General features: G+C 55.0%; 22 protein-coding genes. 7 read left to right on the plus strand and 15 right to left on the minus strand.

The annotated features are described in order from the left end of the window. Positions 1 to 3 precede the first annotated feature (3 nt). The gene (gene smc, locus H5T67_06960; GenBank protein ID MBC7245059.1) at positions 4 to 3,591 is read right to left on the minus strand and encodes a chromosome segregation protein SMC; all 3,588 of its coding nucleotides are present in this window, start codon (positions 3,589 to 3,591) and stop codon (positions 4 to 6) included. A gap of 128 nt (positions 3,592 to 3,719) precedes the next feature. Here smc and H5T67_06965 point away from each other — a divergent pair, with 128 nt between their 5' ends. The 7 genes from H5T67_06965 to H5T67_06995 all read left to right on the plus strand — a co-directional run bounded on the left by H5T67_06965 (position 3,720) and on the right by H5T67_06995 (position 8,575). Further along, positions 3,720 to 4,142, plus strand: coding sequence for a RidA family protein (locus tag H5T67_06965; protein ID MBC7245060.1), 423 nt, complete (start codon positions 3,720 to 3,722; stop codon positions 4,140 to 4,142). Between the two features lie 2 nt (positions 4,143 to 4,144). Further along, on the plus strand, positions 4,145 to 5,017 hold the full coding sequence (locus tag H5T67_06970) for a VIT1/CCC1 transporter family protein (protein MBC7245061.1): 873 nt from the start codon (positions 4,145 to 4,147) through the stop codon (positions 5,015 to 5,017). 22 nt (positions 5,018 to 5,039) lie between these two features. After that, positions 5,040 to 5,816, plus strand: a complete 777-nt coding sequence (locus H5T67_06975; GenBank protein MBC7245062.1) for a GNAT family N-acetyltransferase — start codon at positions 5,040 to 5,042, stop codon at positions 5,814 to 5,816. Positions 5,817 to 5,844: 28 nt separating this feature from the next. Continuing rightward, positions 5,845 to 6,477: a GyrI-like domain-containing protein gene (locus H5T67_06980; protein MBC7245063.1), complete on the plus strand. Its 633-nt coding sequence runs from the start codon at positions 5,845 to 5,847 to the stop codon at positions 6,475 to 6,477. Between the two features lie 260 nt (positions 6,478 to 6,737). Further along, positions 6,738 to 7,724: a 50S ribosome-binding GTPase gene (locus tag H5T67_06985; GenBank protein ID MBC7245064.1), complete on the plus strand. Its 987-nt coding sequence runs from the start codon at positions 6,738 to 6,740 to the stop codon at positions 7,722 to 7,724. 120 nt (positions 7,725 to 7,844) lie between these two features. Continuing rightward, positions 7,845 to 8,090: a UPF0175 family protein gene (locus H5T67_06990; protein ID MBC7245065.1), complete on the plus strand. Its 246-nt coding sequence runs from the start codon at positions 7,845 to 7,847 to the stop codon at positions 8,088 to 8,090. Beyond that, complete coding sequence (locus H5T67_06995; protein ID MBC7245066.1) at positions 8,087 to 8,575, plus strand: DUF3368 domain-containing protein; 489 nt, start codon at positions 8,087 to 8,089, stop codon at positions 8,573 to 8,575. Before H5T67_06990 ends, H5T67_06995 begins: the two co-directional genes overlap by 4 nt. 193 nt (positions 8,576 to 8,768) lie before the next feature. Here H5T67_06995 and H5T67_07000 read toward each other — a convergent pair whose 3' ends face one another. The 14 genes from H5T67_07000 to H5T67_07065 all read right to left on the minus strand — a co-directional run bounded on the left by H5T67_07000 (position 8,769) and on the right by H5T67_07065 (position 24,020). Then, a complete protein-coding gene (locus tag H5T67_07000; GenBank protein MBC7245067.1) occupies positions 8,769 to 8,975 on the minus strand; it encodes a DUF2283 domain-containing protein in 207 nt (68 codons plus the stop codon). Further along, on the minus strand, positions 8,972 to 9,199 hold the full coding sequence (locus tag H5T67_07005) for a DUF4258 domain-containing protein (protein MBC7245068.1): 228 nt from the start codon (positions 9,197 to 9,199) through the stop codon (positions 8,972 to 8,974). Before H5T67_07005 ends, H5T67_07000 begins: the two co-directional genes overlap by 4 nt. Positions 9,200 to 9,465: 266 nt before the next feature. Beyond that, on the minus strand, positions 9,466 to 10,563 hold the full coding sequence (locus H5T67_07010) for a radical SAM protein (GenBank protein MBC7245069.1): 1,098 nt from the start codon (positions 10,561 to 10,563) through the stop codon (positions 9,466 to 9,468). Between the two features lie 15 nt (positions 10,564 to 10,578). Beyond that, positions 10,579 to 12,876 (minus strand): fused MFS/spermidine synthase, encoded by a 2,298-nt coding sequence (locus H5T67_07015; GenBank protein ID MBC7245070.1) that lies wholly within the window; start codon positions 12,874 to 12,876, stop codon positions 10,579 to 10,581. 141 nt (positions 12,877 to 13,017) lie between these two features. Further along, positions 13,018 to 15,573, minus strand: coding sequence for a DEAD/DEAH box helicase family protein (locus tag H5T67_07020; protein ID MBC7245071.1), 2,556 nt, complete (start codon positions 15,571 to 15,573; stop codon positions 13,018 to 13,020). Beyond that, positions 15,570 to 18,422, minus strand: coding sequence for a DUF559 domain-containing protein (locus H5T67_07025; GenBank protein ID MBC7245072.1), 2,853 nt, complete (start codon positions 18,420 to 18,422; stop codon positions 15,570 to 15,572). Before H5T67_07025 ends, H5T67_07020 begins: the two co-directional genes overlap by 4 nt. Before the next feature lie 261 nt (positions 18,423 to 18,683). After that, positions 18,684 to 19,142 carry an NUDIX domain-containing protein gene (locus H5T67_07030; GenBank protein MBC7245073.1) on the minus strand — a complete coding sequence of 153 codons (459 nt, stop codon included), beginning with the start codon at positions 19,140 to 19,142 and terminating at the stop codon, positions 18,684 to 18,686. Between the two features lie 99 nt (positions 19,143 to 19,241). Then, on the minus strand, positions 19,242 to 19,382 hold the full coding sequence (locus tag H5T67_07035) for a DUF86 domain-containing protein (GenBank protein ID MBC7245074.1): 141 nt from the start codon (positions 19,380 to 19,382) through the stop codon (positions 19,242 to 19,244). Beyond that, positions 19,379 to 19,669, minus strand: a complete 291-nt coding sequence (locus tag H5T67_07040) for a nucleotidyltransferase domain-containing protein (protein ID MBC7245075.1) — start codon at positions 19,667 to 19,669, stop codon at positions 19,379 to 19,381. Before H5T67_07040 ends, H5T67_07035 begins: the two co-directional genes overlap by 4 nt. A gap of 173 nt (positions 19,670 to 19,842) precedes the next feature. Next, the gene (locus tag H5T67_07045; GenBank protein ID MBC7245076.1) at positions 19,843 to 20,619 is read right to left on the minus strand and encodes a class I SAM-dependent methyltransferase; all 777 of its coding nucleotides are present in this window, start codon (positions 20,617 to 20,619) and stop codon (positions 19,843 to 19,845) included. 67 nt (positions 20,620 to 20,686) lie between these two features. Then, positions 20,687 to 22,183 (minus strand): oligosaccharide flippase family protein, encoded by a 1,497-nt coding sequence (locus H5T67_07050; GenBank protein MBC7245077.1) that lies wholly within the window; start codon positions 22,181 to 22,183, stop codon positions 20,687 to 20,689. Beyond that, positions 22,180 to 22,413, minus strand: a complete 234-nt coding sequence (locus H5T67_07055; protein ID MBC7245078.1) for a hypothetical protein — start codon at positions 22,411 to 22,413, stop codon at positions 22,180 to 22,182. The genes H5T67_07050 and H5T67_07055 overlap by 4 nt, the downstream gene beginning before the upstream one ends. A 525-nt stretch (positions 22,414 to 22,938) precedes the next feature. Continuing rightward, positions 22,939 to 23,439: a hypothetical protein gene (locus tag H5T67_07060; GenBank protein ID MBC7245079.1), complete on the minus strand. Its 501-nt coding sequence runs from the start codon at positions 23,437 to 23,439 to the stop codon at positions 22,939 to 22,941. Positions 23,440 to 23,441: 2 nt separating this feature from the next. Next, entirely contained in the window at positions 23,442 to 24,020 is a 579-nt protein-coding gene (locus H5T67_07065; GenBank protein ID MBC7245080.1) for a glycosyltransferase family 2 protein, read from the minus strand. Between the last annotated feature and the right edge of the window lie 467 nt (positions 24,021 to 24,487).

Below are 24,487 nucleotides of genomic sequence, written 5' to 3' on the forward strand. Positions count from 1 at the left end.
CTGCTAGCCCTTGACCTTGTCCAACTGCAGGGAAATGACCTTGGACACGCCTTCCTCACTCATGGAGATGCCGTAGATTGTATTGGCTGCTTCGATGGTGCGGCGGTTGTGCGTGATAACGATGAATTGCGTCTGCTGGGAGAACTCTTCGAGCAGCGAGCGAAAGCGCCCGACATTGGCTTCGTCAAGCATGGCATCCACCTCGTCCAGCAAGCAGAAGGGCAGCGGCCTGGCTTTTAACACGGCGAAGAGCAGCGCTGTAGCGGTCAAAGCTCGTTCGCCGCCGGAGAGCAGAGCTAGTGACTGCTGACGCCGACCTGGTGGCCGCGCAAAGATCTCTACACCAGTCGTCGCCAGGTTTTCTGCATCGGTCAGCACTAACTTGGCCTGTCCCCCGCCGAAGAGGAGTTCAAAATAGCGCGGAAATTCCTCGGAAACTGTTGAGAAAATGGACAGAAACTCCTTTTGCATTGCTTCGTCCAGCTCTTTGATCACTCGTTGCAGGGAAGCAGCGGATTGCTGCAGGTCAGCAATCTGCGTGTTGAGAAATTCGTAGCGTTGCCGGATTTCCTGGTATTCCCGCGGAGCGTTTGGGTTCACACTGCCCATGCGGCGCAACCGCGCTTTCACTTCCCGGATCTCCATATCGAGGTTCTCTGGCAACGTCTCTGGTGGGACAAGCGCTGGCCGGTCCTGCTCTAGAAATTCCAAGCGCAACTGTTTCACCCGTTCGCTAGGGTATTCGATGTCACCCAGGTCTTCCTCAATGCGGCGCTCCAGTGCTTCCACCTCGTCTGCCAGGCGCTCTTTCTCCAGTACCTGCTGGCTATAGAGCGCATCCAATTCGAGCAAGCGCTGCCTGGCGTGGGTTAACTCTTTCTGCAAGCTCAGCATCTGGCTCTCAAGAGCCAATACCTCTGCTTCAGCCGGATCTATCTGCCCTGCCAGTTCCGTGATTTTCTCCGACAGTTGGTCCGCTTCATGTTGCAGTACCTGTACTTTGGCATAGAGCATGCCGGATTCTTGTTCGAGTTGCGTGAATTGCTCGGACTTGGCTGAGATTTCCGCCTCCAAGCGTTCCAGGTTCGCTTTTTGCGTGGCCAGCAGTTCTTCCTGCCCTTTCATCTGGCGTTGAGCCACCGCCAGCGCCGTTTCACCTTCAGCCATTGCCTGTCGTTTGGCTTCTTCTTCCCTTCGTGCTTCGTCCAGCTTGGACAGCAAGTTGTCCAGTTCTGCTTTGCCCTGGTCATGCTCTTGGGCGCGTTCTTCGGTTTCGCGCTGCAATGCTGCTACTCTCTCATCCAGCCCTGCTAGTTCCTGCTGTTGCTGTTCATCCAGCGCATGCCGCCACTCGCTTTCACCTTGGAGGCGTTCTTGTTTCTGCCGCACGGCAAGCAGGGCATGCTCCATTTCCTCTCGCCTCTGCGATAAGCGCGTGCATTCTCCCCCAATTGCCGCAAGCTCTTGCTTGGTCAGTTCGTATTGTTGTTCGCTTTCCTGCAGCCTTGCTTGGATGCTTTGTTCCTCTGCCTGCAAGGTAGCGAGTTGCGCAGGCAGTTCACGCCATTCCCGTTCTTGGGCGAGCAAACTGCCCCGTTTGTTTGGAGAGCCCCCGCTGATCACCCCGCTGGATTGCACGATCTCTCCGGAAAGGGTGACCAGGCGCTGTCCGGGCTGCAGGTGGGGACGAATGCGCCGCGCCGTGTGCAGATCTTGCACCACGATGACCTGACCCAGCAGCAACTGGAACACGGTTTCGTAGCGTGGGTCGTATTCGACTAGGTTTTTGGCCAATCCCAGCACACCTTCGCCCTCTGGCGCTTTCTTCGTTTGCGGTGCGCTCAACGAATCCAATGGCAGGAACGTGGCCCATCCGGCTGATTGCCGGCGTAGCTCAGCAATGGCACTGCCGGCAACTTCCCAGCTTTCGACCACCAGCGCCTGAGCATACGAACCAAGCGCAGCCTCGATGGCACGTTCCAGGTTTTCGGGAACACGCACCAGCTCAGCAACCGGGCCAATGATGCCAGATAACCTAGACTTGGCTCCTAGCAAAGCCCTAACGCCTGGAGCGAAGCCAGCCATGCTCTGCCGCAGCCCCTGTAGCATCTCGTAGCGGTCTTCCACACGCTGACGTTGCCTGGTGGCTTCGGCCAGCGCCTCACGGCGTTGCTGGAGTTCTGTTTCCACGTTCGCCAATCGCTCCTGCACTTGGCTCCGTCGCGATGTAGCCGCTTCCAGCAATTGGAGGATATCCTCTTCCTGACGCTGTATCTGCTCTGCTTCCCCTTGCAAGGCCGCCAATTGCTCTTCTAGCGCGACTAATTCGCGCTGTTGCTTCTCCCGTGCAACGCACATGCGTGCGTGGTTTTCCTGCAACCCGCGCCAGCGATTGCGGGCATCAGCCAGGGCTGTAGCCAGACGATACACCTTATCGCGCACGGATTCTACATCCTGCTCCAGTTCTACCCGCGCGCGTTCGGCCTGTTGCCATTGTGTCCGCATTTCCTGCAACTGCGCTGCTTGCTTAGGCAATGCTTCTTGCAGCCGTTGCCATTCCGCCTGCACGATGGCAATGTTCTCCTGTAGCGCCACTCGTCGCGCCTGCCATTGCGTTAGCTCCGCCTGCAATTCGTTCTGACGCCTTTGCAGGAGATTCATCCGCTCACGGCTCACAGCCAATTCCCGCCCAGTTGCCTCGGCTTGGCTATGCAGTTCGGCACTGGCTTTGTGCCAAATGCTAAGCTGTCGGCGTAGCTCGCTTTGATGCGCTTGGCTGCTGGCGATGAGCGCTTCCAGTTCGTGCAAGCGAGCACGTCCCATATTCAGGTCTTCCAGGCGACGTTGCACGGCTGCCTCCGCTTCGGTCAGCCTGGCCCGCAAGCGCTGCCATTGGTACCCATACCAAATGCGCAGCAGTTTCTCCAGGTCACGGCTGAGCAGTTCGCGTTCCTCGGCACGCTTTGCCTGGCGTTCCAATTCGCGCATACGCGGGGCGATTTCGTTGAGGATGTCGTTGAGACGTAGGGTGTTCTGTTGCGTCTCAGCCAGTTTGCTCAATGCATCGTTGCGCTTCTCTTGGTAAATGTGAATGCCGGCTGCTTCTTCGAAAAGGATGCGCCGTTCTTCTGGGCGCAAGCTGAGCGCAGCATCAACCAGTCCCTGGCCAATGACCACAAAGCCCTGGCGGCCAAGGCCGGCTTTGCCCAGCAATTCGAGCACGTCGCGCAGGCGCACGCGGCTGCCGTTGATCAAGTACTGGTTTTCCCCAGAACGGTAAGCGCGGCGGCAAATGGTCACCTCGCTGAAATCAATAGGCAGCCAGTGGCTCGTGTTGTCGAAGGTCATGATCGCTTCGGCCATGCCCAGTTGGGGACGACGGCTGGTGCCAGCAAAAATCATATCTTCGGTGCGTTTGCCACGCAAAGCAGTGTAACTTTGCTCACCAAGCACCCAGCGCACGGCATCAGCAATGTTGGATTTGCCGCTGCCGTTTGGGCCAACGATGGCAGTAATGCCCGTATCGAAGACAAAGTCAGTATAAGAGGCAAAGGTCTTGAAACCGCGTAGTTCAAGGCGTTTGAGGTACATGGTACCAATAGTATACCCCATCTCGATGACAGATGCAAATGAGCCTGCACTTTGCCTCTTGTCTGCATCTCAAAATTGCTTATAATGTAGCCAGCAGTTGAACATGATATTTTGCAAGGAGGCTCCACATGGACAAGGAAATTATCGTCACAGACAAGGCGCCGGCTGCCATCGGACCTTATTCGCAGGGAATACGCGTAGGAAACCTGGTTTTCACCGCCGGACAGGTAGGGCTGGTTCCTGGCACAAAGGAGTTCGCCGGCCCAGACATCGCCAGTCAAACCCGCCAGGCACTCCAGAACGTCCAGGCTGTCCTAGAGGCTGGCGGCTCTTGCCTAGCCCACGTGGTCAAGACTACGGTCTTTTTGGCGGACATGAAAGAGTTCGCACAGATGAACGAAGTCTACGCGCAGTTCTTCGCCACCAATCCCCCCGCCCGTACTACAGTGCAGGTGGCGGCACTGCCTATGGGAGCGCGGGTGGAGATCGAGGCGGTCGCCGAGGTCTGTGGCTGTGAGCTAGCGCATCATGAAGGTTGCCCAGAAGGATAGCCATGCAAGTCAGCGATGACATTCGGCGTGAGCTGCTCGTCTACCAAGGTACCGAGATCACCGAGCACCATATCTATGCGCGCTTAGCGCGGGAAGCACCATCGCCCGAGAACCGGCGTATCCTGGAAAAGATTGCTGCCGACGAGTTGCGGCACTATCAACAATGGCGTGCCTACACACAACAGGATGTCAAGCCAAACAGACGAAACATCTTGTGGTACTATTGGATCAGCCGCATCTTTGGGCTCACCTTTGGCATCAAGCTCATGGAGCAGGGCGAAGAATCCGCCCAGGCGAATTACGAGCGCCTCTATGGCATCATTCCCGAAGCCGAAGATATCGCCCACGAGGAAGACGAACACGAGCAGGCGCTCATCCAACTTCTGGATGAAGAGCGGCTGCGCTATGTCGGTTCCATTGTCCTGGGTCTGAACGATGCGCTGGTCGAACTGACCGGCGCCCTGGCTGGCTTGACCCTGGCGCTGAGGGACACGAAACTGGTGGCACTGACTGGCTCGGTTACGGGTATTGCTGCTGCCATGTCCATGGCGGCGTCGGAATACCTTTCCACTAAATCGGAGGAGGGCGAGAAAAACCCTCTTAGAGCTTCTTTCTACACTGGCACTGCTTACATCGCAACTGTCCTGATCCTGATTTTGCCGTACCTGATCCTCCAGAATCCCTATCTCTGTCTGGCTTGCGCGTTGCTGACGGCCGTGGCGATCATCGCGTTTTTCAACTACTACATCTCCGTGGCCAAGGATGTCCCATTCCGCAGGCGCTTCTTGGAGATGACCGCGCTGAGCCTGGCCGTGACCCTCTTGAGTTTTCTCATTGGCTTTGTGATCCGTGCTTTCCTGGGCGTAGAGGTTTGATAAGTGATTTGCTCGATGGCTGATGTGGACAACTAGAGAACTCACTGACAAATCCGAGCTCCTCGCCTATCTGGAGACGGATCGCCTCTACGCGGCGTATGCCATCGGTGACCTGGAGCCAGGGTTTTTCGAGCAATGTACATGGGTCGGAGCGCAGAAGGACGGGAGGTTGCAGTCCCTGGCACTATATTTTCGCGGGCTGACATTGCCGGCTTTCGTGCTGATGGGCGATTCCAATGGCTTGCAAGCCATTTTCCAGGGGTTGCTGTATCCTCAGAGAGCTTACCTCACTTGCCGTGCAGAGCATCTGGCCGTGTTAGATTGCTTTTACGCTTGGGAGGAGCGTATTCCCATGTGGCGCATGATATTACAGCCCACGCGCTTCCAACCCGTGAAGGGTGACTGTGTGCGGCTTGGACTGCACAATTTGGATGAACTCGTTGCATTGTACGCTTATGGTGGAGGCGATGCCTTCACTCCTATGCAACTGGAACAAGGCGTCTTCTATGGCATCTTTGCGGAGGGGCGTCTGGTTGCCGCCGCGGGAACGCATCTGGTCAGCCCCACCTACCACGTGGCGGCAGTGGGCAACGTCTTTACCCACCCGGACTATCGTAAGCGTGGTTTCGGCACCATGCTCACCAGCACCGTCGTAGCCGAGTTGTTGCAGCAGGGCATAACCGACATTGTCCTCAATGTCAACCAGGACAATGTGATAGCCATTGGGCTTTATGAACGGCTGGGCTTTCACTGTGCCTGCCCCTTCTTCGAAGGGCCGGCGTATACCGTAAGACAGTAGGTTGTAAATACAGAAAGAAAGGCTAATCATGCGGAAAATTGACCTGAGAAAACAGTGGCAGCGTCTCTACGCGTCCTCGGCGAAGACGGTGGAAGTCGTGGATGTGCCGGCGTTTCTGTTCGCCATGATAGACGGCAAGATGCAGCCCGGCGAGACGCCGCAGATGTCGCAGGAATTTCAGGAAGCCATCGGCGCTTTGTACGGCATATCCTTCACGCTCAAGTTCATGTCTAAACAGCGCAAGGACGACCCCATTGACTATGGAGTGATGGCGCTGGAAGGGCTGTGGTGGACTGCCTCGGGTGAATTTGACATCAATAAGCCGGAAAACTGGCAATGGACGCTGATGATCATGCAGCCCGAGCACATCACAGCAGAGATGTTCCAGGAAGCGCTGCGGCAACTCAAGAAGAAGCGGGATAGTCCTGCGCTGAGCCAACTCCGTTTGGAGCGCTTCCACGAGGGGTTGTGCATCCAGACCATGCACGTGGGGCCTTATTCCACAGAGCCGGCGACCATCGAAAAGATGAAGGCTTTTGCCCAGGAGCATGGCTACCGCTATCGCGGCAAGCACCACGAGATTTACCTGGGTGATCCCCGGAGAGCGGCTCCAGAGAAGTTGCGCACAGTGCTGAGGCAGCCGGTCGAGCCCATCACCTGATAATTCTTCTTACCGCAGAGCAAAAGGTATAGCAGGCTGGGCTCCCACGCCCAGCAACGCGCATGTCATTGCGAAGGCGCCTTGCGCCCGAAGAATCTCGTGAGTGATGAGTGAGAAGGGCGGCTTTTCTAGCCGCCTTTCCTGCTGTTTGACCCGGATGAGAGTTAGCATTACACTATAATCAGGACAACACTCTGGTAGCGCTGTGTGTTGCTGTAGAGCGCAGTGCTGGAGATGAAAGTGTCAGCGATTGAGTGGCCATGCCGACAAACCTTCCGCCTGAGTATTTTGAAGTCGAAAAACGCTTCCGCGCCGCCAAGTCGCCTGCGGAGAAGGTGGCCCTGCTCGAAGAACTCATCAGCACCGTCCCCAAGCACAAGGGCACGGATCACCTGCGTGCTGACCTGCGTCGGCGCCTTTCCCAACTGCGCGCTGAAGCCCGCTCCAAAAAGGGCGTCAGCCGACGCGAGTCTGTCTTCCGCATCGAGAGGGAGGGAGCAGGGCAGGTCGTGGTGGTGGGGCCGGCCAACGTGGGCAAATCAGCCCTGGTCGCTGCGCTGACCAACGCTTCCCCGGAGGTTGCGGACTACCCCTACACTACCTGGGAACCCACGCCCGGCATGATGCCGGTGGAAGACATCCAAATCCAATTGGTGGATACGCCGCCACTGGATAGGGACTATGTCGAGCCAGAGTTAATCGACCTCATCCGTAGGTCGGACCTCATCCTACTGGTGGTGGATGTGCAGACTGATCCTATGGGTCAGCTTGAGGAAGCGATTGCCATCCTGCGCGAGAATCGCATTGCGCCGCACCATTGGAGGGATCAGCACAGCGAGGATGAACGGCTGACTTTCAAACCGCTCCTGGTGCTGGCCAACAAGGCAGATGACGAGCAATCCGACGAACTTTACGACGTGTTCTGCCAGCTTCTAGACGAGGAATGGCCCAGCCTACCCGTTTCTGCGGTAACTGGACGCAACCTGGAGCGTCTGAAAAAGGCTGTCTTCGAACAGTTGGGCATTGTTCGCGTTTATGCCAAGCCGCCCGGCAAGGACCCCGATTTCAGCGCTCCCTTTATTCTGAAGAAGGGGAGCACGGTGCAAGACCTCGCCGGGAAGGTGCACAAGGACTTTGTCGAGAAACTGAGCACAGCTCGGGTATGGGGCAGCGCCGAGTTCCCCGGACAGATGGTGCAGCGCGACTATGTGCTGCACGATAAGGATGTAGTGGAACTGCGCATATAGCAGAGGCGAGGGCAACGGATGCGGAACGAATAAACGAATGGAATTGGACAGAATAGACGCGCTATACTATAATGGACATGAGATGTGCATGAAAAAGGAGGTTGAACAATGCCTTCCACGGTGTCTATTGAGATACCACGTGAAGTGATCCATGCCACCCGCATGACGCCGCAGGAGTTGAAGCGAGAACTAGCCGTGCATCTATTTCAACAGGGCAAGTTGTCCTTCGGCAAGGCCTGTGAAATGGCCGAAATGACCACTTGGGCGTTCCAACAGTTGCTTGGGAGCAGGGAAATCTCAGTTCACTATCATCTCGAAGACTATGAAGCGGATTTGGCGGTATTGAAGGAGCTTGGTCGGCTGTGACCGTCGTCAGCAATGCCTCCCCATTGATTAACCTGGCGCGGATTGGCCAATTGGACCTGATCCGTAATCTATACGATGAGCTCGTTATACCAGAAGCAGTCTGGCATGAAATTGTTGTTGCAGGAGCTGAGCAGCCCGGGGCAAACGAGGTCAAAGCTGCTGCGTGGATTAAAACGCGAGCCGCCGTTAACAGACAACTTGTTCAGGCTCTGCAGCAGGAATTGGGCTCGGGAGAAGCCGAGGCTATTGCTCTGGCATTGGAGATAGGATCCGAGTTGTTATTGATGGACGAGCATCTCGGTCGAGAAGTTGCACATCACCTCGGATTACGCTGCATGGGATTGATTGGTGTGCTGATCGAAGCCAAACATAAGGGCTTCATAAGAGAGGTAAAGCCTCATTTAGATGCACTACGCGACGTAGCCGGCTTTCGTGTAAGCAGTGTGCTTTATACGCGAGTTTTACAAGACGAGCATGAGGAATGAGAGCTAACTACAAGGGAAATTTCTGAAACTCATAACCACCGGCATAGTGAATCAACCTTTCACTTCGTCTCAAGGTCCTCATTTCAGCCTCAGCGTAGCGCGATAGAGGGAGTGCCAGTTGCAGGCACTGCTTAGGCAACCATGTTGTTTTCATAGTAATTTACTTACGATGATGCACACCCTAGCCGGTACATTATGTTGATGTTGGAGCAACTTGATACTCAATCCGGCTCGGTAAAGTGACACGACGAGACGCATCGAGTATCTCTAACGATACCAGGTTGCCAGAAGCGTCATAGTCTAGAATAACACCAGGCTTATCTTCATCGCTTTCTGCCACAGGGGTCTCAGCAAGGATAATCGTAAGTGTATCCGTCTCACGGTCATAAATCACCTTCATTTCGTCCTCCAATACTTTGCAATCTTGCTGGTGCGATACACGGTGACAACTTCAGGAGGGGTGCGATCAATATCCACAAAAACACGGAGCAAATAGAGTCTAGGCGGTTCGCCCAATTGAAGCCGGGATTGAAACACCTCTCGACCCTCGCGGATAGTCTCCGTTTGCTCAGGAGCAGCCAGAACTCGGGCTACATCTTCTTCCTTGATTTGACGACGAGCCATCTCACCCCGTGCGTGATCGGTCACTCGGTGATTGATTTCATTTGCACCATTCTTTAGGCGATTGTACCCTGTTTTATAGTAAGCACAAACACTGGCTCGGATAAATCTCCTCTACGCCCTACAAGGCTGGCTGCCCAACACGCTCACGCTCGGCCTCTTGCGGAAACTCTCGCAATCCATTTTACAATAAGCGTCCCCGCTTGTCAACTGCCGCGCGAGAAGCGCCTGTCGGCTGCACGCCGTGATCAGGCTCAAAAGCCTTTATCTTACAGCCACCAATAGCCTTGGATATCGAGATTGGTCAGCCCCAAATCTAGTGCCCTTTGGACAACTTTACGATATTCTTCGATGGTTATGCGCCTGGATAACTCCGGATAATCGAACGCTTTATAAGATGGATTGTATTGCGCCATGATGTTAACATAGGTGTCTTTGGGCAGATTCTCTGCGATCCACTCCATGATTTTTTCCGAACCGCCGATGTCATTGGGCATAACCAAGTGCCGGATCATCAGCCCCCTTTGCATGATGCCCTCCTCCGTGGGTTTGGCCACGCCAACCTGGCGGTTCATCTCGAGGATTGCCTTCTTGGTAATCTCAGGATAACTCGCTGCCCCAGCAGAATACTTTGCCGACATCTCACTATCCCAGTATTTGAAATCGGGCAGGTAAATATCCACGACGCCATCGAAAAACTTGAGCGTTTCAAGGAGTTCCCAGCCGCTGGTGTTGTGAACAATGGGGAGCCGCAGCCCTCTGCCTGCAGCCACATCCAGCGCTTTGAGGATGTGGGGAGAATAATGCGTTGGGGTAACCAGGTTGATATTGTGACAACCATTTGCCTGCAACTGCAGCATCATCTCGGCAAATTCATCAATGCTTGTTTCAGAGCCTCTGCCCATGTGACTGATCGGCCAGTTTTGGCAAAAGACACATCGCAAATTGCAGTGAGACAGGAAGATCGTCCCCGAACCGCCTCTGCCAACCAGTGGCCTTTCTTCACCATAGTGCGCATGATACCCCGAAATAATCAGCGCAGTGCCAGGAGCATGACAGAATCCGATCGCTCCCTTGAGACGATTTATCCCGCATCTTCTCGGACAGAGTTGGCACTGTTCCATTATCGCCCAGAGCTTTTCCGCCCGCTTTTTCAGTTCACCAGTTCGGTGCAGTTTCAGATACGCCGGTTCGAAACCAGCAGGAGTTTTACTAGGTTCTTGCACTGGGATCTGTGTCTCGTTGCTCGGGGGTTCCGTCTTCGCGCAGCCCAGGAGGAGCGAAGACAGCCCAACCTGGACACAGAATTTGGCAGCGTTGACTAGGAATTCTCTCCGCGTATATCTTTTGAGAAGTAAACCGTCCATCTCGTTTACCTCCCTTCAGACATTGATGGGGGGTCGTGCGCTGATGACAATGTAACTTGCCAGTTTGAGCAACCCCACCGTGATACAGGTCCCCGTAACACCAAGAACAGGCAGAAGCACAACAGCCCCCGCCATTCCTCCCAACCATCCGCCCAGCAGGTCAGAAGCATAGAGCAACCCGGCGGTCCTGCTCAAATCTGCGTTGTTCCTCAGGTACAGCTTGTTCGCCAGAGGAAACTGGGAACCAATAAGGAATCCAGAGATGAATGAGAGGATCAAATACATTATTATACAGAGAAAAGTCAATGCGAACTGATTTCCCGTGAGTGCATTGGCAGCAGAAAAAGCAAGGGGTAATCCCAGTGAAAAACCGATGATGGCCAGTTCAATTCCCAAGAAGAGTTTGAGATCATTCTGTACTCGTGCCAGCCCCGCTGTTAGGAGCGAGGCTCCGCAAGCCGCCCCTGCCATGAAGGATGCCGTAAGAAGCCCGATCCATGAAAACACATATCCATAGATGGATTGAAACGTGAATATCACGATAAGGTCAAATACCATTCCGGCAAAACCGGTTGTGACAATGGCGAAAGGGATGCCTGTCGGCAGGAATCTGGTGTTCCTCGTGCGCAGAAAGCGGTGGGTGAGCAGAAAAAGAACAAACAGAAGGAAAATCATCTCCAAGTTGATCCGATCGAATTGTTTGAAAAGCCAACCAAATGCAGGCGCAAATAGGGCGTTCCAATAGGAGATGCTGTAGAATAGCCCCAGAGGCTGGAAATCGTAATTGATCTTCCGACTGCTCCCTTCGAGAAATTGCATGAACCAGTCTTGCCAACCGGGATGCAATTTGTTCTCGATATACCAGGGCACCATCACATGTGCAGAGATGCCCCGCTCGGTCAACCTTCTGACCATGAGCGTCTTGTCCATAGCGAAAATCTGCGGGGAATCAGATGCCAGGAAGACGTTCCTGCCATCGCCCGGAATCACCCGTACGTGAACAAAGACGCTGCTCAGCGTATGGAAAATGCAGCTATTCAGGTTTTTCAGTTCCTCGTTCAAGAAAGTCAAAGAACCGGGTGCCCCGAGGACGAGGATGCCCCCTTTATTCAGCCGCTTTTGCACAAGGGAAAAGAACTCTTTGGTAAAGAGCCGGTTTACCTGTAAACTCGAAGGCTCCGTAATCCCTATGAAGATTAGATCGTATGTATGCGGCATTGTCCTAAGCAACAGACGCCCGTCCACGTAGTGTATCTTCACCCTTTCATCGTTCAGTTCGGATTCCGTCAGCGGTGTGGGGAATTTTCTTAGTAGGGAGAGAAGCAGCGGGTCAAGTTCCGCGTATTCGATCGCTTCGATTGAGGGGTGTTTCAACGCCTCGTTGATTACTCCGCCCGCCCCACCGCTCACGATCAGCACTTTGGCCGGTGCGGGATGGGCGAGGAGCGGCAGGTGGACAAATTCTTCAACGGATGGCATATCTGGAATAGGCGTTAGGAGAGTGGGCAGCCCATCCGAGAAGTAAATATACTGCCCCTGGTTTTCGACCACACAGATATTGCCGTATTGGGAGTTCTGGTAATGCACGACACGGAGGTTCTTCCATTGCGCTTGAATGGAACGCTGATGAAGTTTGTCCGCGTGGCTGGTGAACAACGCATATCCGGACAAGATGACAAGCATGCTCAAGGTGACCAGCATCGTTTTTGGGAGCAGTCCGGTTTTCCAGTAGGGAGCAAGCAAAGCAAGGCATACGACCAAGTTCAGCATGGCGAGCCCAATGGCGGCCTGAAAAGCGTGAAAATGCGGGACGAGGAGATAGGTGCATGCGAACCCGCCGACGATGGTGCCCACGGTCTCGTAGACATAAACCCTGCCGGCAGAGGGTGCATCCTGCCCTGAGAAGATGGAATAGATCCGGCAACTGAAGGTAAACAATGCGCCGTGAAGCATGCTCACCGGCAAAAGGATGAGAAACGAGGAATAGAAGAGTGGCAACAATCCGACGCTCTCGCCAACGGAAATGCCAAGCATATTTCTTAGGATGCGTGTCAGGAAGACGGCTATGAGCAAAGAGAAGGAAAAGAGGATGCTAATCACGGCAAATATCTCGAGCCTGTTTTTGCATTTCTCGACCATCCTGCCGGGAAAGATGCATCCAAAAGCCTCGAGAACAAGCCAGTTGCCGAGGATAATGCCGATGCCCAGTTCGTTGCCCGAGAAAACGATCAGGAGCTCCCTCAAAAGGAGCACCTCGGCAACCAATCCGCTAAACCCCATCACGAATATAGCGATAGAAATACGTCTCTGCATTGAGCTGAACCTTTCTAATGCAGCAGACTGCTCATCCGCGATGTGATGCAGTTTCTAGCTGCCATCGCGATAGAGAAAGTGGTTACCTCCTTCCCCCGCACACAACCTAGTGTGCGGTAGACAATAGCTTCGTTATCGCACTCAGACACAAGATGCGAGCGCGTGCCGGTACAGTCCATCGAATGTGGTGGCTGTGGTTTCCTGAAAGATTCTCCAGGGTATCTTCACATAGTACCAGGGTTGTCCCGTGAGATCTGCTACGTCGTGGCACCACTTGCGGGCGCGATCATCCTTGATGGGCACCTCGATGTCCTCTATGCCCTTCGTTTCCACTAGAAACATGTCACCGTCGGTGGTCCGGACAATAAAGTCTGGATAGTAGTATCTCATGCCACCTTGCGACGAAATGTACTCAATGAAAAAATGCATGGCTTCCACGTTCTTGGCGTATGCGGCCACATCTTCGGCTCGATCCAGAAAAGCGGCAAACTCAGCTTCATAGTCCACGTCACAAGCCACCAGGTTAAAGACCGTTTTGAAACCAGGGTAGGTCTTGCGACTCCAAGGGAAGGCCGGCGTTGAGGACACTTTCCGTGCCGGTTGAGCGATGCGCACGGTGACGGGCTCTATCGTGAGGCGATTGATGGCATCAACAAAAGCCTGGATGACGTACGTTCGCGCGTCAGGCTCACTGAGCCGCTTGATGACCGCAGGATCAGAGAGGTCAACAGGCTCACTGAAAAAGCGCTCGGTCAGGTATCGTTCTACTAGAGGAGCTACCTCAGCGAAACGCCCTGCCTGTCGCAGATGGGCGTAGTGCAAGACGCGGTCTGTGAAGTAGGCGATGACGCTGTCCGGACGGTCGGGGAAAGGTATCTTGAGATCCTGCTCCTCCAGCACTATCTTAGTCAACATATCGCGTCCGACATAATGTACTACCTCTTCTGGCATCCTGCCTTTCACAGGTTTGGGAAGCACCCTGGCTGGAAGCATTTCTATCGTCAGGTCCGAAAGCCGCGTGGCAGAGCGCGTGAGTGCAGGCGAAAGCTGCGGTATCTCCAGGTCGAACTGCAGTTTCGATTTATCTACCAGGATGGTAACTACGTCCTTGGTTACATCCTCAAGCCGCCGCCTCTCGATCTCCAGACCTTCCTCAGCCAACTCCTTGTCCCAGAAGTCGCGAAATGCCTCATGCTCGATGACGATTACCTTCTCATCCCAGCCTGATCCCGCGCCTCCCATTAGCCGCAAGCCCCGTCCCAGCGTCTGTTCTGGTAGGATATTGGCCTTGGCCGTGTAGGGTCGCAGGGGAACGATGACGACCACATTCCTCACGTCCCAGCCCTCCCGCAGCATGAGCACGGAGACGATGGCTCGGTAGGGATTGTCCTTGCTGTCCACCTCTCGCGCCGCCTTGCGCAGTCGTTCGATCAATTTCAGATTGGCCTTGGTCTCCAGTATCTCACCTGTTCTGTTGGTGTGGATGTTCAATACTTTGCCGCCGAACAAGTGTGGGTATCGGGACTCCAGGTCTGCCGCTATATCATCAGCGGACTTGGTATCCTCGGTCATGATGAACAGCACCGGCTTGTGGCCGCTTTTGTCAAGTTCATCCCAAAATTCTTTCCACTTTGCCACCCCCGCGTCAATTCGCTGACGCCACCGCACTGATGCCTTGGCACTGGGTATCTCTACATCGCCACCTATTTCCCCAAGTATGGGACGCTTTACAATCCCATCCTCAATCGCCTGCATGACTGGGTAGTCAACAACGATCTCGGGGAAGAGTCTTCCCTTCTGCGTTCGTGGCGTGGCGGTGAAATCCAACTGGGCAGTCAATGCGCTGCCAACCGCTTGTAACCTCTCATGCATGGCGATGATGCGTTGATTCCACACCATATCGTCCACGTGCAGGTGGTGGCCTTCATCGTTCATGATCATCAGTTCGCCGTGGCTCACTATGCGGTCTAGGAATTCCTCGCTGGTCAGGGTTTCCTTTTTGGGCTTTGGCCCCAGGAGTGCCTCGACCGGCGTATCAGGTGGCTCCTCGCCTCGCTCGTAGAGCCGCTGGACATTAGTCAGGTACAGTGTGCCTCGCGTGGTGGAGGGCGTGGGATCATCGCGCAGGATAACCGTCATTTGCCAATCGCTCATCCACTCTGGCGGTATCAGCGGGCCCTGGCGGAATATCTTGCCATCTTCAAAATCTCCCTTCAACCGCTCAAAGACGATGACGTTGGGAGCGATGATCAAGAAGGTCTTGGGCAGTCGCAAATGGGGTTCGAATAGGGCGTTGAAGTAGGACCACACCACTGCCAGGCTCATGACCCTGGTCTTTCCTGAACCGGTAGCCATCTTGAAAACGTAACGAGGGTAGCGATCGGTAGAGGGGTCATAGACCAGAGGCCGCCGCCCAAATTGCTGCATGAGGTCAATGAATCTATGAGCTTTGGCCACCTCGTAGAGGTAAATCAGGGTCTCGATGGCCTCACGTTGGCAGAAGTAGTAGCCAAACCATCTCTTGTTCACCTGATGGTCCTCGAAGAACCAGAAGGTGAGCAATCTGCGCGTGGTATCTGTAACCCCTGGGTAGCCTTGCTCCCGCCAGCCATCCACCGCCTCCCTAATCCTGGGCACGAACTCAGCCAGGCTTGGCCGCCGCTGTCTGGGTATGGAGTATGCTGGTAGCAATTTCATCTCACATCCACCTGCAACAATTTCGTGGTGTCGTTGCCAAAGATGTCAATGACCTTCACCATCACCTGGTATTTGCCTGGCCTGTCGTAGGTATGCCAGTCGCTCTCCAGGCGCAGGGCGGGGTGTTGGCGCGTCCGATAAGATTGCCATTGGTTATGGAAGGTGTCGCCTTGGTAGTCCCAATCCACCGCCCAGAAATCCACATAGTCTGACCAGCGCTTGATCTTCTCCCGCACCTCAGCGGGCACCAGATCCTCGTTGGGGATGATGAAATTCTTGAGCACCACTTGAACCTCGGAGCCCCTGCGCTCCAGGGCGACATCGAGATAGGCCAACTCGTAGAACTGGATGTCTCCCGCCTGCACCGCTCTCGGATCCATGACCTCCCTGGGTATGGTGAGGAGGCGCAGGTCCACACCCCGCTTTCGCGCTTCTACTGTTACCAGGTCATGCAACCCCATCTCCCATTCCCACCCCAACACGTCCAGACCCCGGAACCTGTTGGCTGCGCACTCGTCCAGGGCGTCATTGATCTCTGAAAGCGTGACAGGCGCGTCCACCGCCCCCACGTGCACCATCCGCCCTGCCTTGCGTCCGTGAAGGTGTGCAAAACCTGTAACGCGCTCGCCGCGGTACAACTGCACGATGAAGTCCAGGTAGCGGGTCAAGACCTCGTCTTGTTTGACGCCTTGGCCGTTGACGTGCGCCTGCCAGTATTGGCGCTCATACTTGCCCAGGTTCAGGATTTCAAATGGCTTGCAGTCGGGGATGTCCAAAAGGCGCTTGCGTGTGACCTGAATGGCGAATCTCGAAAGGTCCGCCCCGATCCAGCGGCGGCCCAGTTTTTCAGCAACGGCGAGAGTAGTGCCGGAGCCGCAGTTGTGGATGGCACAGACTTCGGTCAGGAAAGAATGGGCTCCTTCGACTTCCAGATCGAAGACTTCTTCCTCTGTTTCTGCATGCTCAATGGCCGTAATTTCCACAGGCTGTAAATGGGGGCCAAAGAAGACAGTATCCCCTACCTTCAGCGTAGCTGCACGACGCCATTGACTGTAATGATCCTCCGATGGCATCGCTTCCTGGGTGGCTTCAAAGATGTGCTCTAAAACAGACTCGCGGCGGTGGAAGACATCGTCGTTGGTCACGCGCACAACGTTTAAGCCAAGGGCTTCGAGGTATGCCGTGCGCGTGGCGTCAGCTTCCTGGCCTTCCGGGGTGAAGTGGGAATCGCCATCCACCTCCACGACAAGGCCGGCTTCCCAGGAATAAAAGTCCGTCACGTAGGGGCCAATGGGATGCTGACGGCGAAACTTGACACCGAGTTGCTCGCCTCGCAGAGCCAGCCACAGCATGCGTTCCGCGGCGGTCATATCCTTGCGCAAGGCACGTGCGCGAGAAAAATGTCCATCTGGGATGTGTTTCCAAGTACGTTGGGCGCCATAGGATAGAGTGCGTTTTTGGCACAGCACCCGATGGTCAGCGGTCACCCATAGGATTTGGGGGCTCAGGTTGTGCTTGATGCCGACCATTATGCCCTTGTGCCATTTGCGGATGGTGCGCAGCACACGGTGAGGCTGGCCGTCATGGGCGATGACCCAGTCACCTGGTTTGAGGTCTTCGATGGGAATGGAGGAGAGCCCCTTCCCCACCCCACCCCTCCCCGACATCGGGGAGGGGGTTAAAGCCGACGACATCGGGGAGGATGTAGAAACCTCCGAAACTGGGGAGGGAGTAGGCATCTCCGACATCGTGGAGGGTGCAGCCATCCCCCCGTCAACGGGGGGATTTTGGGGGGTCAACACCCGCGTCTCCTTCCGCACGCAGAAGAAGTCGGCTACAAGGTCGCCTTCATTGGAGGAGGCTTTGATGATGCGCTCCAAAAGGGCTTCGCTCTTTTCCGTTTCAAATCCTTGAGAAAAGGAGTAGGCAGGTAGATCAATCCAAAGTGTATCAACCAGTTCCTCTTCACTGGCTTCAACTAGGTATTCCGGTTTTCCTGTGCGGGGGTTCGGCCGAAGGCATCCTTCACGGATGGCTTGTTCTGCGCGTTCTTTGGTCCAACGCCAGTGGTTGCCTGGATTCGGTTTAAACCCAAATAGCTCATAATCCATTCCAGTCCTAACGCCAGCAGCCTCAAATGAATGCCACCGCTCAGGTCGCTTAGCCCCGACCATGGGAGGAAGAAGGGAATGTGCCTCGGTTTTCGAGTAGAAATATAAGACATCATGGCCGTAATTCAGGCTCTTGACTCGCTCTCGTTCTCGAACGTTTTTCCTAATACGCTTGACAACAATCTCGTTACGAAAATTATGATATCCGAATATCTCATCTAAAATAGCTTTCACGTAATGCCCAACATGCCATCCAAGATGCACCCAAATACTCCCATCCTCTGCCAACAACTCCCGCATCAGCACCAGCCGGTCATACATCATTTGCAGGTACGAATCCAGCCCCTTGCCCCAGGTGTCTCGGTAGGCTTTCTCCTCTATCACGGACGCCTCTTTGGTCCACTCTTCATCCCCTACCCTGATATTGACGCTGAAATCCGCGCCGGTGGCAAAGGGCGGGTCAATGTAGATGAGGTTGATCTTGCCGGTAAAGCCCTGGTCAAGCAGCGAGGCCATGATGTACTTGTTGTCGCCCCAGATGAGTTTGTTGCGCCAGCCCTCGGCTTCGTCGCCCTGGATAGCCGCGAAAAGCGGCGCCTCTTCCCGCGTGGCGCGGGAGACATTGACCGTCTCTACCACCTGGAACGGCAGGGCAATGCGCTCCACCTCCGTGCGCTTGCCCGGCCAGTAGAGCCCGGTTCGCATCACCTCATTTTCGACTCCCTTGGTATTGGTCATTTCGCTACCTCACTCTCTTTGTAACGATTGCGGAGTACAGTGTACCAATTGCGATTGGCTTTCACCGGCCGGTGAGGCAGAGCCAGTTCGGTGAAAGCCGTTGTTGGGCGGCTATTTCTTTTCCATGCTTTCTGCCACAGCGGAAACTCTCGCAGTCAATTTTACAATAAGCGTCCCCGCTTGTCAACCGCCGCGCGCGAGAAGCGCCTGTCGGCTGCGTGGGGTCGAGCTGTTCACACAGGATAAGCACCAGGCAGAACGTTACCATAATCCAAGGGCTGGTGTGTCGGTGCCACCCACGTACTCTTGTATTCTACGCAGAGTACCAGGGGATACATCGTTCGGCAAGTCATCCAGTGGGAAGAAGGCGAAGCACGCTATCTCGCGGTTTGTCTTGCCTTTGAGGACAAAATCAGCGCAAGAAAGCACGACGATGTGGTCATTCTTGTGCTCGTAAAAGTTCGTGTACACGCCAACCAAGCGTAAAATGCCCAGTTCAGCGCCGAGTTCTTCCGCGGCTTCGCGTCTTGTCGCCTCTTCTACCGTTTCGCCTTTCTTGACCCCACCACCGGGCAAATACCATTGGCGCTGATACGTGTGCTTCACCAGCAACACAGCCTTATCTTGCACCAAAATCAGCCTTACTCCCACGGTGGGGGGCTTTGTAATGCGCCAGAGGAGCCTGTTCATGTGGTAGATCAACCGCGGCAACGGATTCATGGGTTGCCTTCGATATTCATCGTGGCTGAGCGGCATAGCGGCAATGCTTCAGCCGCACGCGGAGCCAAGCGTATCGGCTCCAGCCGCTCATTAGCAAGGTCAGCCCTTTACCAAATCTGCGAGCATAACCTCAATGGTCTGCTCCAGTACTCCAATGTGATGTGTGCAAACCGAATACACAACTTCTGCATCGAGATCAAAATAGTGATGGGTCAACACATCTCGCATCCTCGACATCATACATAGATTGCTCCCTGTTTGATTCGTCTCTTGAGGAGAGGATTCATTTGCTCCCGGTACCGCACCACATCCACTGGTAGGTGCAGTAGTTCCTCTAGTTCCTGCTTAATGGCAACCAGGGTCAGCAAATCTGGCCGAGCAATTTCCACCACAACATCCACATCGCTGGTATCCAACATCTCATCCCCGGACACAGAGCCAAACACACCGATGCGCACAATGCCGAATTCATCCCGCCTTAAATCCTGAAACCTCGCCAAGATACGCAAGATCTCGTCTCTTCTCATCGCTTATTTCTCCCCAGGGAATTACAACGCAGCAAGGTAACATGTAAGCCGGTTCAATTATAAAGCCAGGAAGATGCGAGGTCAAGTTGTCTCGTTCTGACCTTTGCTTTTATCTCGTGACTTGGGCAAGCCAAGCTCCACAGTACCCTAAATTCCCAGCAGTTCTCCCAGCGCTATTCCCGTCGCCCTTCAATGACCAGATTGCTGCTGCTTTCTGGGTCAAAGGGGTGACCTTGCATGTCTCCCCAGCAAGTGATCTTAGAAAAGCCAGTGCTCTGCAGGGCAGCGACCAGTTCGTCCCGCCGCTGCGGCCAGAGCCGCGTGGCAGCGAGCCGCTGTTCCCATTTCCCCGCCCCTTTTCGGCGTAGCGTCACCAGGTTGAACGTGAGCGTGCCATCGGGCTCGAAATCGTAAAAGCGCAGGAAGAGCCACTCCTGCTCTCCTTCGCGATGCGCTTGCGGCTCCTGCCACCGTTCGCGTCGTGCCAGCACGCGGTCGAAATTGCGATTCTGGATGAGGAGCAATCCTCCGAAACGCAGACAGGAGGCAAAGTCAACAAGCGTCGTCTCCAGTGCACCAGCAGTCAAAAGGTGCGGAAGGGAGTTGCCCAGGCAGAGGAGGGCATCGAACCCGCTGCCAACCTTCGTGCGTAACTCACCAAAACCGGCAACGACAAAGCGCGCTGCCACGTCTGCAGCGGCAGCGTTCGCCTGGGCTTGCGCGATCATCCTGGGGCTAACGTCAGCCCCCACCACGTCATAGCCTCGCTGGGACAGCGCAATGCCGTGCATCCCGGTGCCGCACGCGACATCCAGTACGCGGTGTGCCTCCACCCGGCGCAGTTCCTGCTCGATGAAGGGCATCTCCATTGCCAGCCGCACCGTCCAGTTCACGAAGCGGTCGTAATCAGTGCTGAGGTCATCGTACATGGCATGTATAGCGTTGTTCATCGTGATTTCCTTGTATTGACAAAGGCAGATCCTGGTGCTTTCCGTGTGCTCTATGCTGAAAACCGCCTCATTGCCGAGGGGAAGTAAACAGGGAGCGCAGCAGGGCGAATTCTCTTGCGCTAAACCCTCCCAGGAGCAGAAAGGCCAGCAAGATGGCCGCGCCAATCACTAGCAACTTCCCCACCAGTAGGAAGCCGGGTGTGGACCAAAAGGCAGCCACGATGTAGGCTAACACGGAGATAGCGCTGCTGCGCACCGCACTGCCCAATGGGGGATGAACCTCCCAAAAACGGCATGCGCCGAGCACGCCCCCCAGTGCAGCCAATCCGAGGACTACGGTGGTTACCGCTGCCGCGCCAATGCTTCCATAGCGTGGAATTAGCAGGCAGTGCCCAGCCACTGCCAGTGGCAGAAGCGGGCTGGTCAGTATCAGGGTAACCCCTGGCTTGCCTGCTGCGACAAGCAAGGCACTGCATACTGAAAGGATGAGCAGCGCCACTCCGCCAAAGATGAGCCACGATAGCAGCGGAGCAGCAGGGGAGAAAAAATCCCCGTATGCCAACTGCACGATCTCAGTGGAAGCCCCAGCCACCAAGGCGGCGAAGGGCAGCAGACAGAGCAAAAGACGCAACGCCTGCGCGGTCATCTCCCGCGCAGCATCCTCTTGCCCCGCCTGTCTCAGTTTGGTGACGGTTGACAGCAGCGGTGAGGACAGGGAGGAGGCAAGGGTACCCAAGGTGACGATAGCCAAGTTCTGCGCCGCTCCATAATAGCCCGCTACCGCTGCTGTTCCACCCAGACCCTGCACGAGCAGCAGGTCCAGGCGAGTGAGCACACGCAGGCTAGTGCCATGCAGGAACAAGGGCAAGGCATAGCCCAAAATGGGGCGTAGGGGGAAAGATGCACGCTTCAGCAGTGCCGGACGGATGAAAAAGCGTGTCACAATAAATTGTACCGCTGAACTACCCACAATGGCCAAGAGCGCTCCTGGCGCAGATAGCCCAAGTCCAGTGAACATGATGACCAGCAGCAACCGCGCCGACCAATACCAGATCCCCGGCAATGCTCCCTTCGCAAAGGCACTGCGTCCTATGAGCGTTGATTTGTGCCCACTGGCCAGGGCATACAACGGGATATCCAGCGCCAGGAGGCGCAGGTAAAGGACCAGTTCCTGAGCCTTGAGCCACGCTGCTAAAATAGGTGCGCTCATAGCCAAAAGCGCAGCAGCCGCAAGTCCAACGAGTAGCCCGGCCTGAACCAAAGCCGAGGCGGTTTTCTGCCAATCCGAGGCCTCGGCCAGGAATTTGATCGTGGCTTGGTGAAACATGTAGTGGATGCCAAGCTCGATCCACAAGACCACTGTCACGGCTACGCTGTACAGCCCATACAACGCGGGCCCGAGCCGGCGGGTGAGGATGACGGAAATACCAAAACCTAGTACCAGCCCCAGAACCTCGGCTGCGCTGAGCTGAAAGGTTCCTAAGGCAGTGGTACGCGCATAGTCGCTCTCGAGCCCTGATATGCTCGTGGCTTTGTCACTTGCCCGATTTCCGTATTTGTTCAAGTTTTTCCTTCCTCAGTAGGATTCCGTTCGCCTTGCAGCAGGTAATGGAACACGTATTTGCCGCGCGGGTTGTTGAAACGCCAGCGGAAGAAGGACTCATCCTGTACCGGTTGCATCTTAGGACACTCATATCTTTGCACCGCAACCAGGCGCGACATCTCCTCGGACCAAGGCTCATGCGAAATCAGGATATCGCCCCACCTGCCGGTGCGAATGCGACTCGCTTCCAAAGGGAGTCTCCTCCGTCCTGCCACTATGTATCGAATGAGACCAGCAAGAGTACATCTCGTGGCATAGATCCTGGTTGCTAGAGGGGCATAGCCTGTTTTCAACGCGACTGGCAGGGAATTCTTATTGACAGTAGTAGAAAGGTGTAGAGGATATCGCTGAGCGTACATTTTCATCGCCGCGCGTTCATGGCGGTGTACAAACCCTTTTGCCGATGTACAAGATGGACGCAGGCATCCGCTCCGTTTAACACTCCTTATTGTCATTGTATCCAGGGATCGCGAACTTGCTAACATACACCCCTCTGAAACCGACCACTTCCCCTTGGTACAGTGCGACCGTGCCCAAAGGGACTTCTGTATAAGGGTTGTCATGGTACTTTCATCGGATATAAGCGAGATTGATCTTGATGTCAGAGCCTAAGAGATATCGCTGGCAATTGGGCAACCTGCTCCGCGAACTCGGGCTCGTAAGGGCAGATCTCGTACTCTGTCACGACCTATACTCCACTAATTCCCTTTTGCTATTTACCACTGCTCGTAATAGGACTGCTCGATGTTCACCCTCCACAAGTCGTGGTGCTCTCCCAGCAGATTCCTCGCAGCCAGCATGCCTGTGAGCATGGAGTGATCCATATTATTGTACCGATGCAAGCCATTGCGTCCGATCGTCTGCAGATTGTCCAACGTGGACAAAAAGCCGCGGATGATTCCCAAGTTAGTGCGATAATCCTGGTCATATACAGGGTAGGCTTTGGTCTGACGGAACACAACTCCATCCTCAACATCCGCTGCCTCTGCCAATCCGATGCTGTTCAGTTCACGGGTAGCCAGGGCAACGAGTTCGCGGTCGGGCGTGCGCCAGAGGGCGTCTCCCTCGTTGCAGAAATATTCCAGCCCTAGGCTTGTCTTCCCAGCATCGGGCACCATCGCTGGGCTCCAATTGCGGAAATTCTGGATGCGCCCCACCTGAACTTCTGGGCTGTGGACATAGATCCAGTTATCAGGGAATGGATTGGGGCAGTTCAAAATCAGTCCAACCAGGATAAAATCCCGGTAGTGGAGCCCCTGAGCTGCCTCGACCACGGTACTGGAGAGTAACGCTCATCGAAGCCACCCATCGCCAGGAAGACATCACGACGGATCGCCCCGCAGCCCGCCCAGAAGGTGGAGGCTTCTTCCTGTGCCGTCTGATGCACATAATGATGAAGTAGATTTTTGTACTGGGAAAGAAAGTTGGGCTGCGCTGGAGCGTCATCGTAGGAGCCGAAAACGGCGGCCAGTTCAGGCTCATGCTGAAAGGCATCCCTCACCTGGGCAATGGCATCTGAAGGGATCATGACGTCAGCATCCACAAAGAAGAGAAGGTCGCTCTGCGCCAGACGCGCACCAAAATTGCGTGCTCCCGCCGGTCCGCCTTGTTTGAGGGTTTCGGCTATACGGGCGCCGAAAGACAGTGCGATCTCTCTGGCTGCTTCGTTGCTGCCATCGAGCACAACGATCAATTCATCCGGCGGTGGGCTGGCCTGCATCACGTTGGTCAGACAGCGCCGTAAGTCATCGCTCCCATAATGAGTGGGCACAACGACAGTAATAGTAAGATGGGACACATGCCTCCAACAGACTTTCGAATTCTCAGGGATTTCAGAATTTCTCATCAATTGTAACATAGAATAATTATAGAGAGCAAATACGCAAAGTGTGCTTGTGCCAATAGATCGTTACCAGGTGATGCAAGTGGAGCACTTTAGCGCTCATGCGCACTGAAGTGCGCACTACAAACCTGCTGCTCTCCCAGCCACGCTCTAGGCGGACAACAGTCCGCCGTCTCCTGGCGTGGGCTGTTGTCCACGCCAAGCATGTCGGATAACAAGCTCCTGTCAGGGGGCTTCTCACGTTCAGCCGGGGAATTCATCCCCCGGCTACACTCATCACCTTATCACTCATCATTCACGAGATTGCTTCCAGGGCTGTATTGACAATTCTGCAAAAAGCGAGTAAAATAGAGATAGAATGATTGACCGAGTGCTTTCTTTGTGCACGTTACCGCTAGCGCTCCATGACCCAGCACTTTTCC

The organism is Chloroflexota bacterium (assembly GCA_014360905.1).
Taxonomy (GTDB): Bacteria; Chloroflexota; Anaerolineae; order UBA2200; family UBA2200; genus JACIWX01.

What these genes read in the sequence shown, in the direction of transcription:
- H5T67_06985 (MBC7245064.1), top strand. Translation starts at nt 6,738, where the DNA reads ATGCCGACAAACCTTCCGCCTGAGTATTTTGAAGTCGAAAAACGCTTC.
- H5T67_06980 (MBC7245063.1), top strand. Translation starts at nt 5,845, where the DNA reads ATGCGGAAAATTGACCTGAGAAAACAGTGGCAGCGTCTCTACGCGTCC.
- H5T67_07045 (MBC7245076.1), bottom strand. Translation starts at nt 20,619, where the DNA reads ATGAACAACGCTATACATGCCATGTACGATGACCTCAGCACTGATTAC.
- H5T67_07010 (MBC7245069.1), bottom strand. Translation starts at nt 10,563, where the DNA reads ATGGACGGTTTACTTCTCAAAAGATATACGCGGAGAGAATTCCTAGTC.
- H5T67_07000 (MBC7245067.1), bottom strand. Translation starts at nt 8,975, where the DNA reads ATGAAGGTGATTTATGACCGTGAGACGGATACACTTACGATTATCCTT.
- H5T67_07005 (MBC7245068.1), bottom strand. Translation starts at nt 9,199, where the DNA reads ATGGCTCGTCGTCAAATCAAGGAAGAAGATGTAGCCCGAGTTCTGGCT.
- H5T67_07030 (MBC7245073.1), bottom strand. Translation starts at nt 19,142, where the DNA reads ATGAATCCGTTGCCGCGGTTGATCTACCACATGAACAGGCTCCTCTGG.
- H5T67_06965 (MBC7245060.1), top strand. Translation starts at nt 3,720, where the DNA reads ATGGACAAGGAAATTATCGTCACAGACAAGGCGCCGGCTGCCATCGGA.
- H5T67_06975 (MBC7245062.1), top strand. Translation starts at nt 5,040, where the DNA reads ATGTGGACAACTAGAGAACTCACTGACAAATCCGAGCTCCTCGCCTAT.
- H5T67_06970 (MBC7245061.1), top strand. Translation starts at nt 4,145, where the DNA reads ATGCAAGTCAGCGATGACATTCGGCGTGAGCTGCTCGTCTACCAAGGT.
- H5T67_07025 (MBC7245072.1), bottom strand. Translation starts at nt 18,422, where the DNA reads ATGACCAATACCAAGGGAGTCGAAAATGAGGTGATGCGAACCGGGCTC.
- H5T67_07015 (MBC7245070.1), bottom strand. Translation starts at nt 12,876, where the DNA reads ATGCAGAGACGTATTTCTATCGCTATATTCGTGATGGGGTTTAGCGGA.
- smc (MBC7245059.1), bottom strand. Translation starts at nt 3,591, where the DNA reads ATGTACCTCAAACGCCTTGAACTACGCGGTTTCAAGACCTTTGCCTCT.
- H5T67_07020 (MBC7245071.1), bottom strand. Translation starts at nt 15,573, where the DNA reads ATGAAATTGCTACCAGCATACTCCATACCCAGACAGCGGCGGCCAAGC.
- H5T67_07035 (MBC7245074.1), bottom strand. Translation starts at nt 19,382, where the DNA reads ATGATGTCGAGGATGCGAGATGTGTTGACCCATCACTATTTTGATCTC.
- H5T67_07040 (MBC7245075.1), bottom strand. Translation starts at nt 19,669, where the DNA reads ATGAGAAGAGACGAGATCTTGCGTATCTTGGCGAGGTTTCAGGATTTA.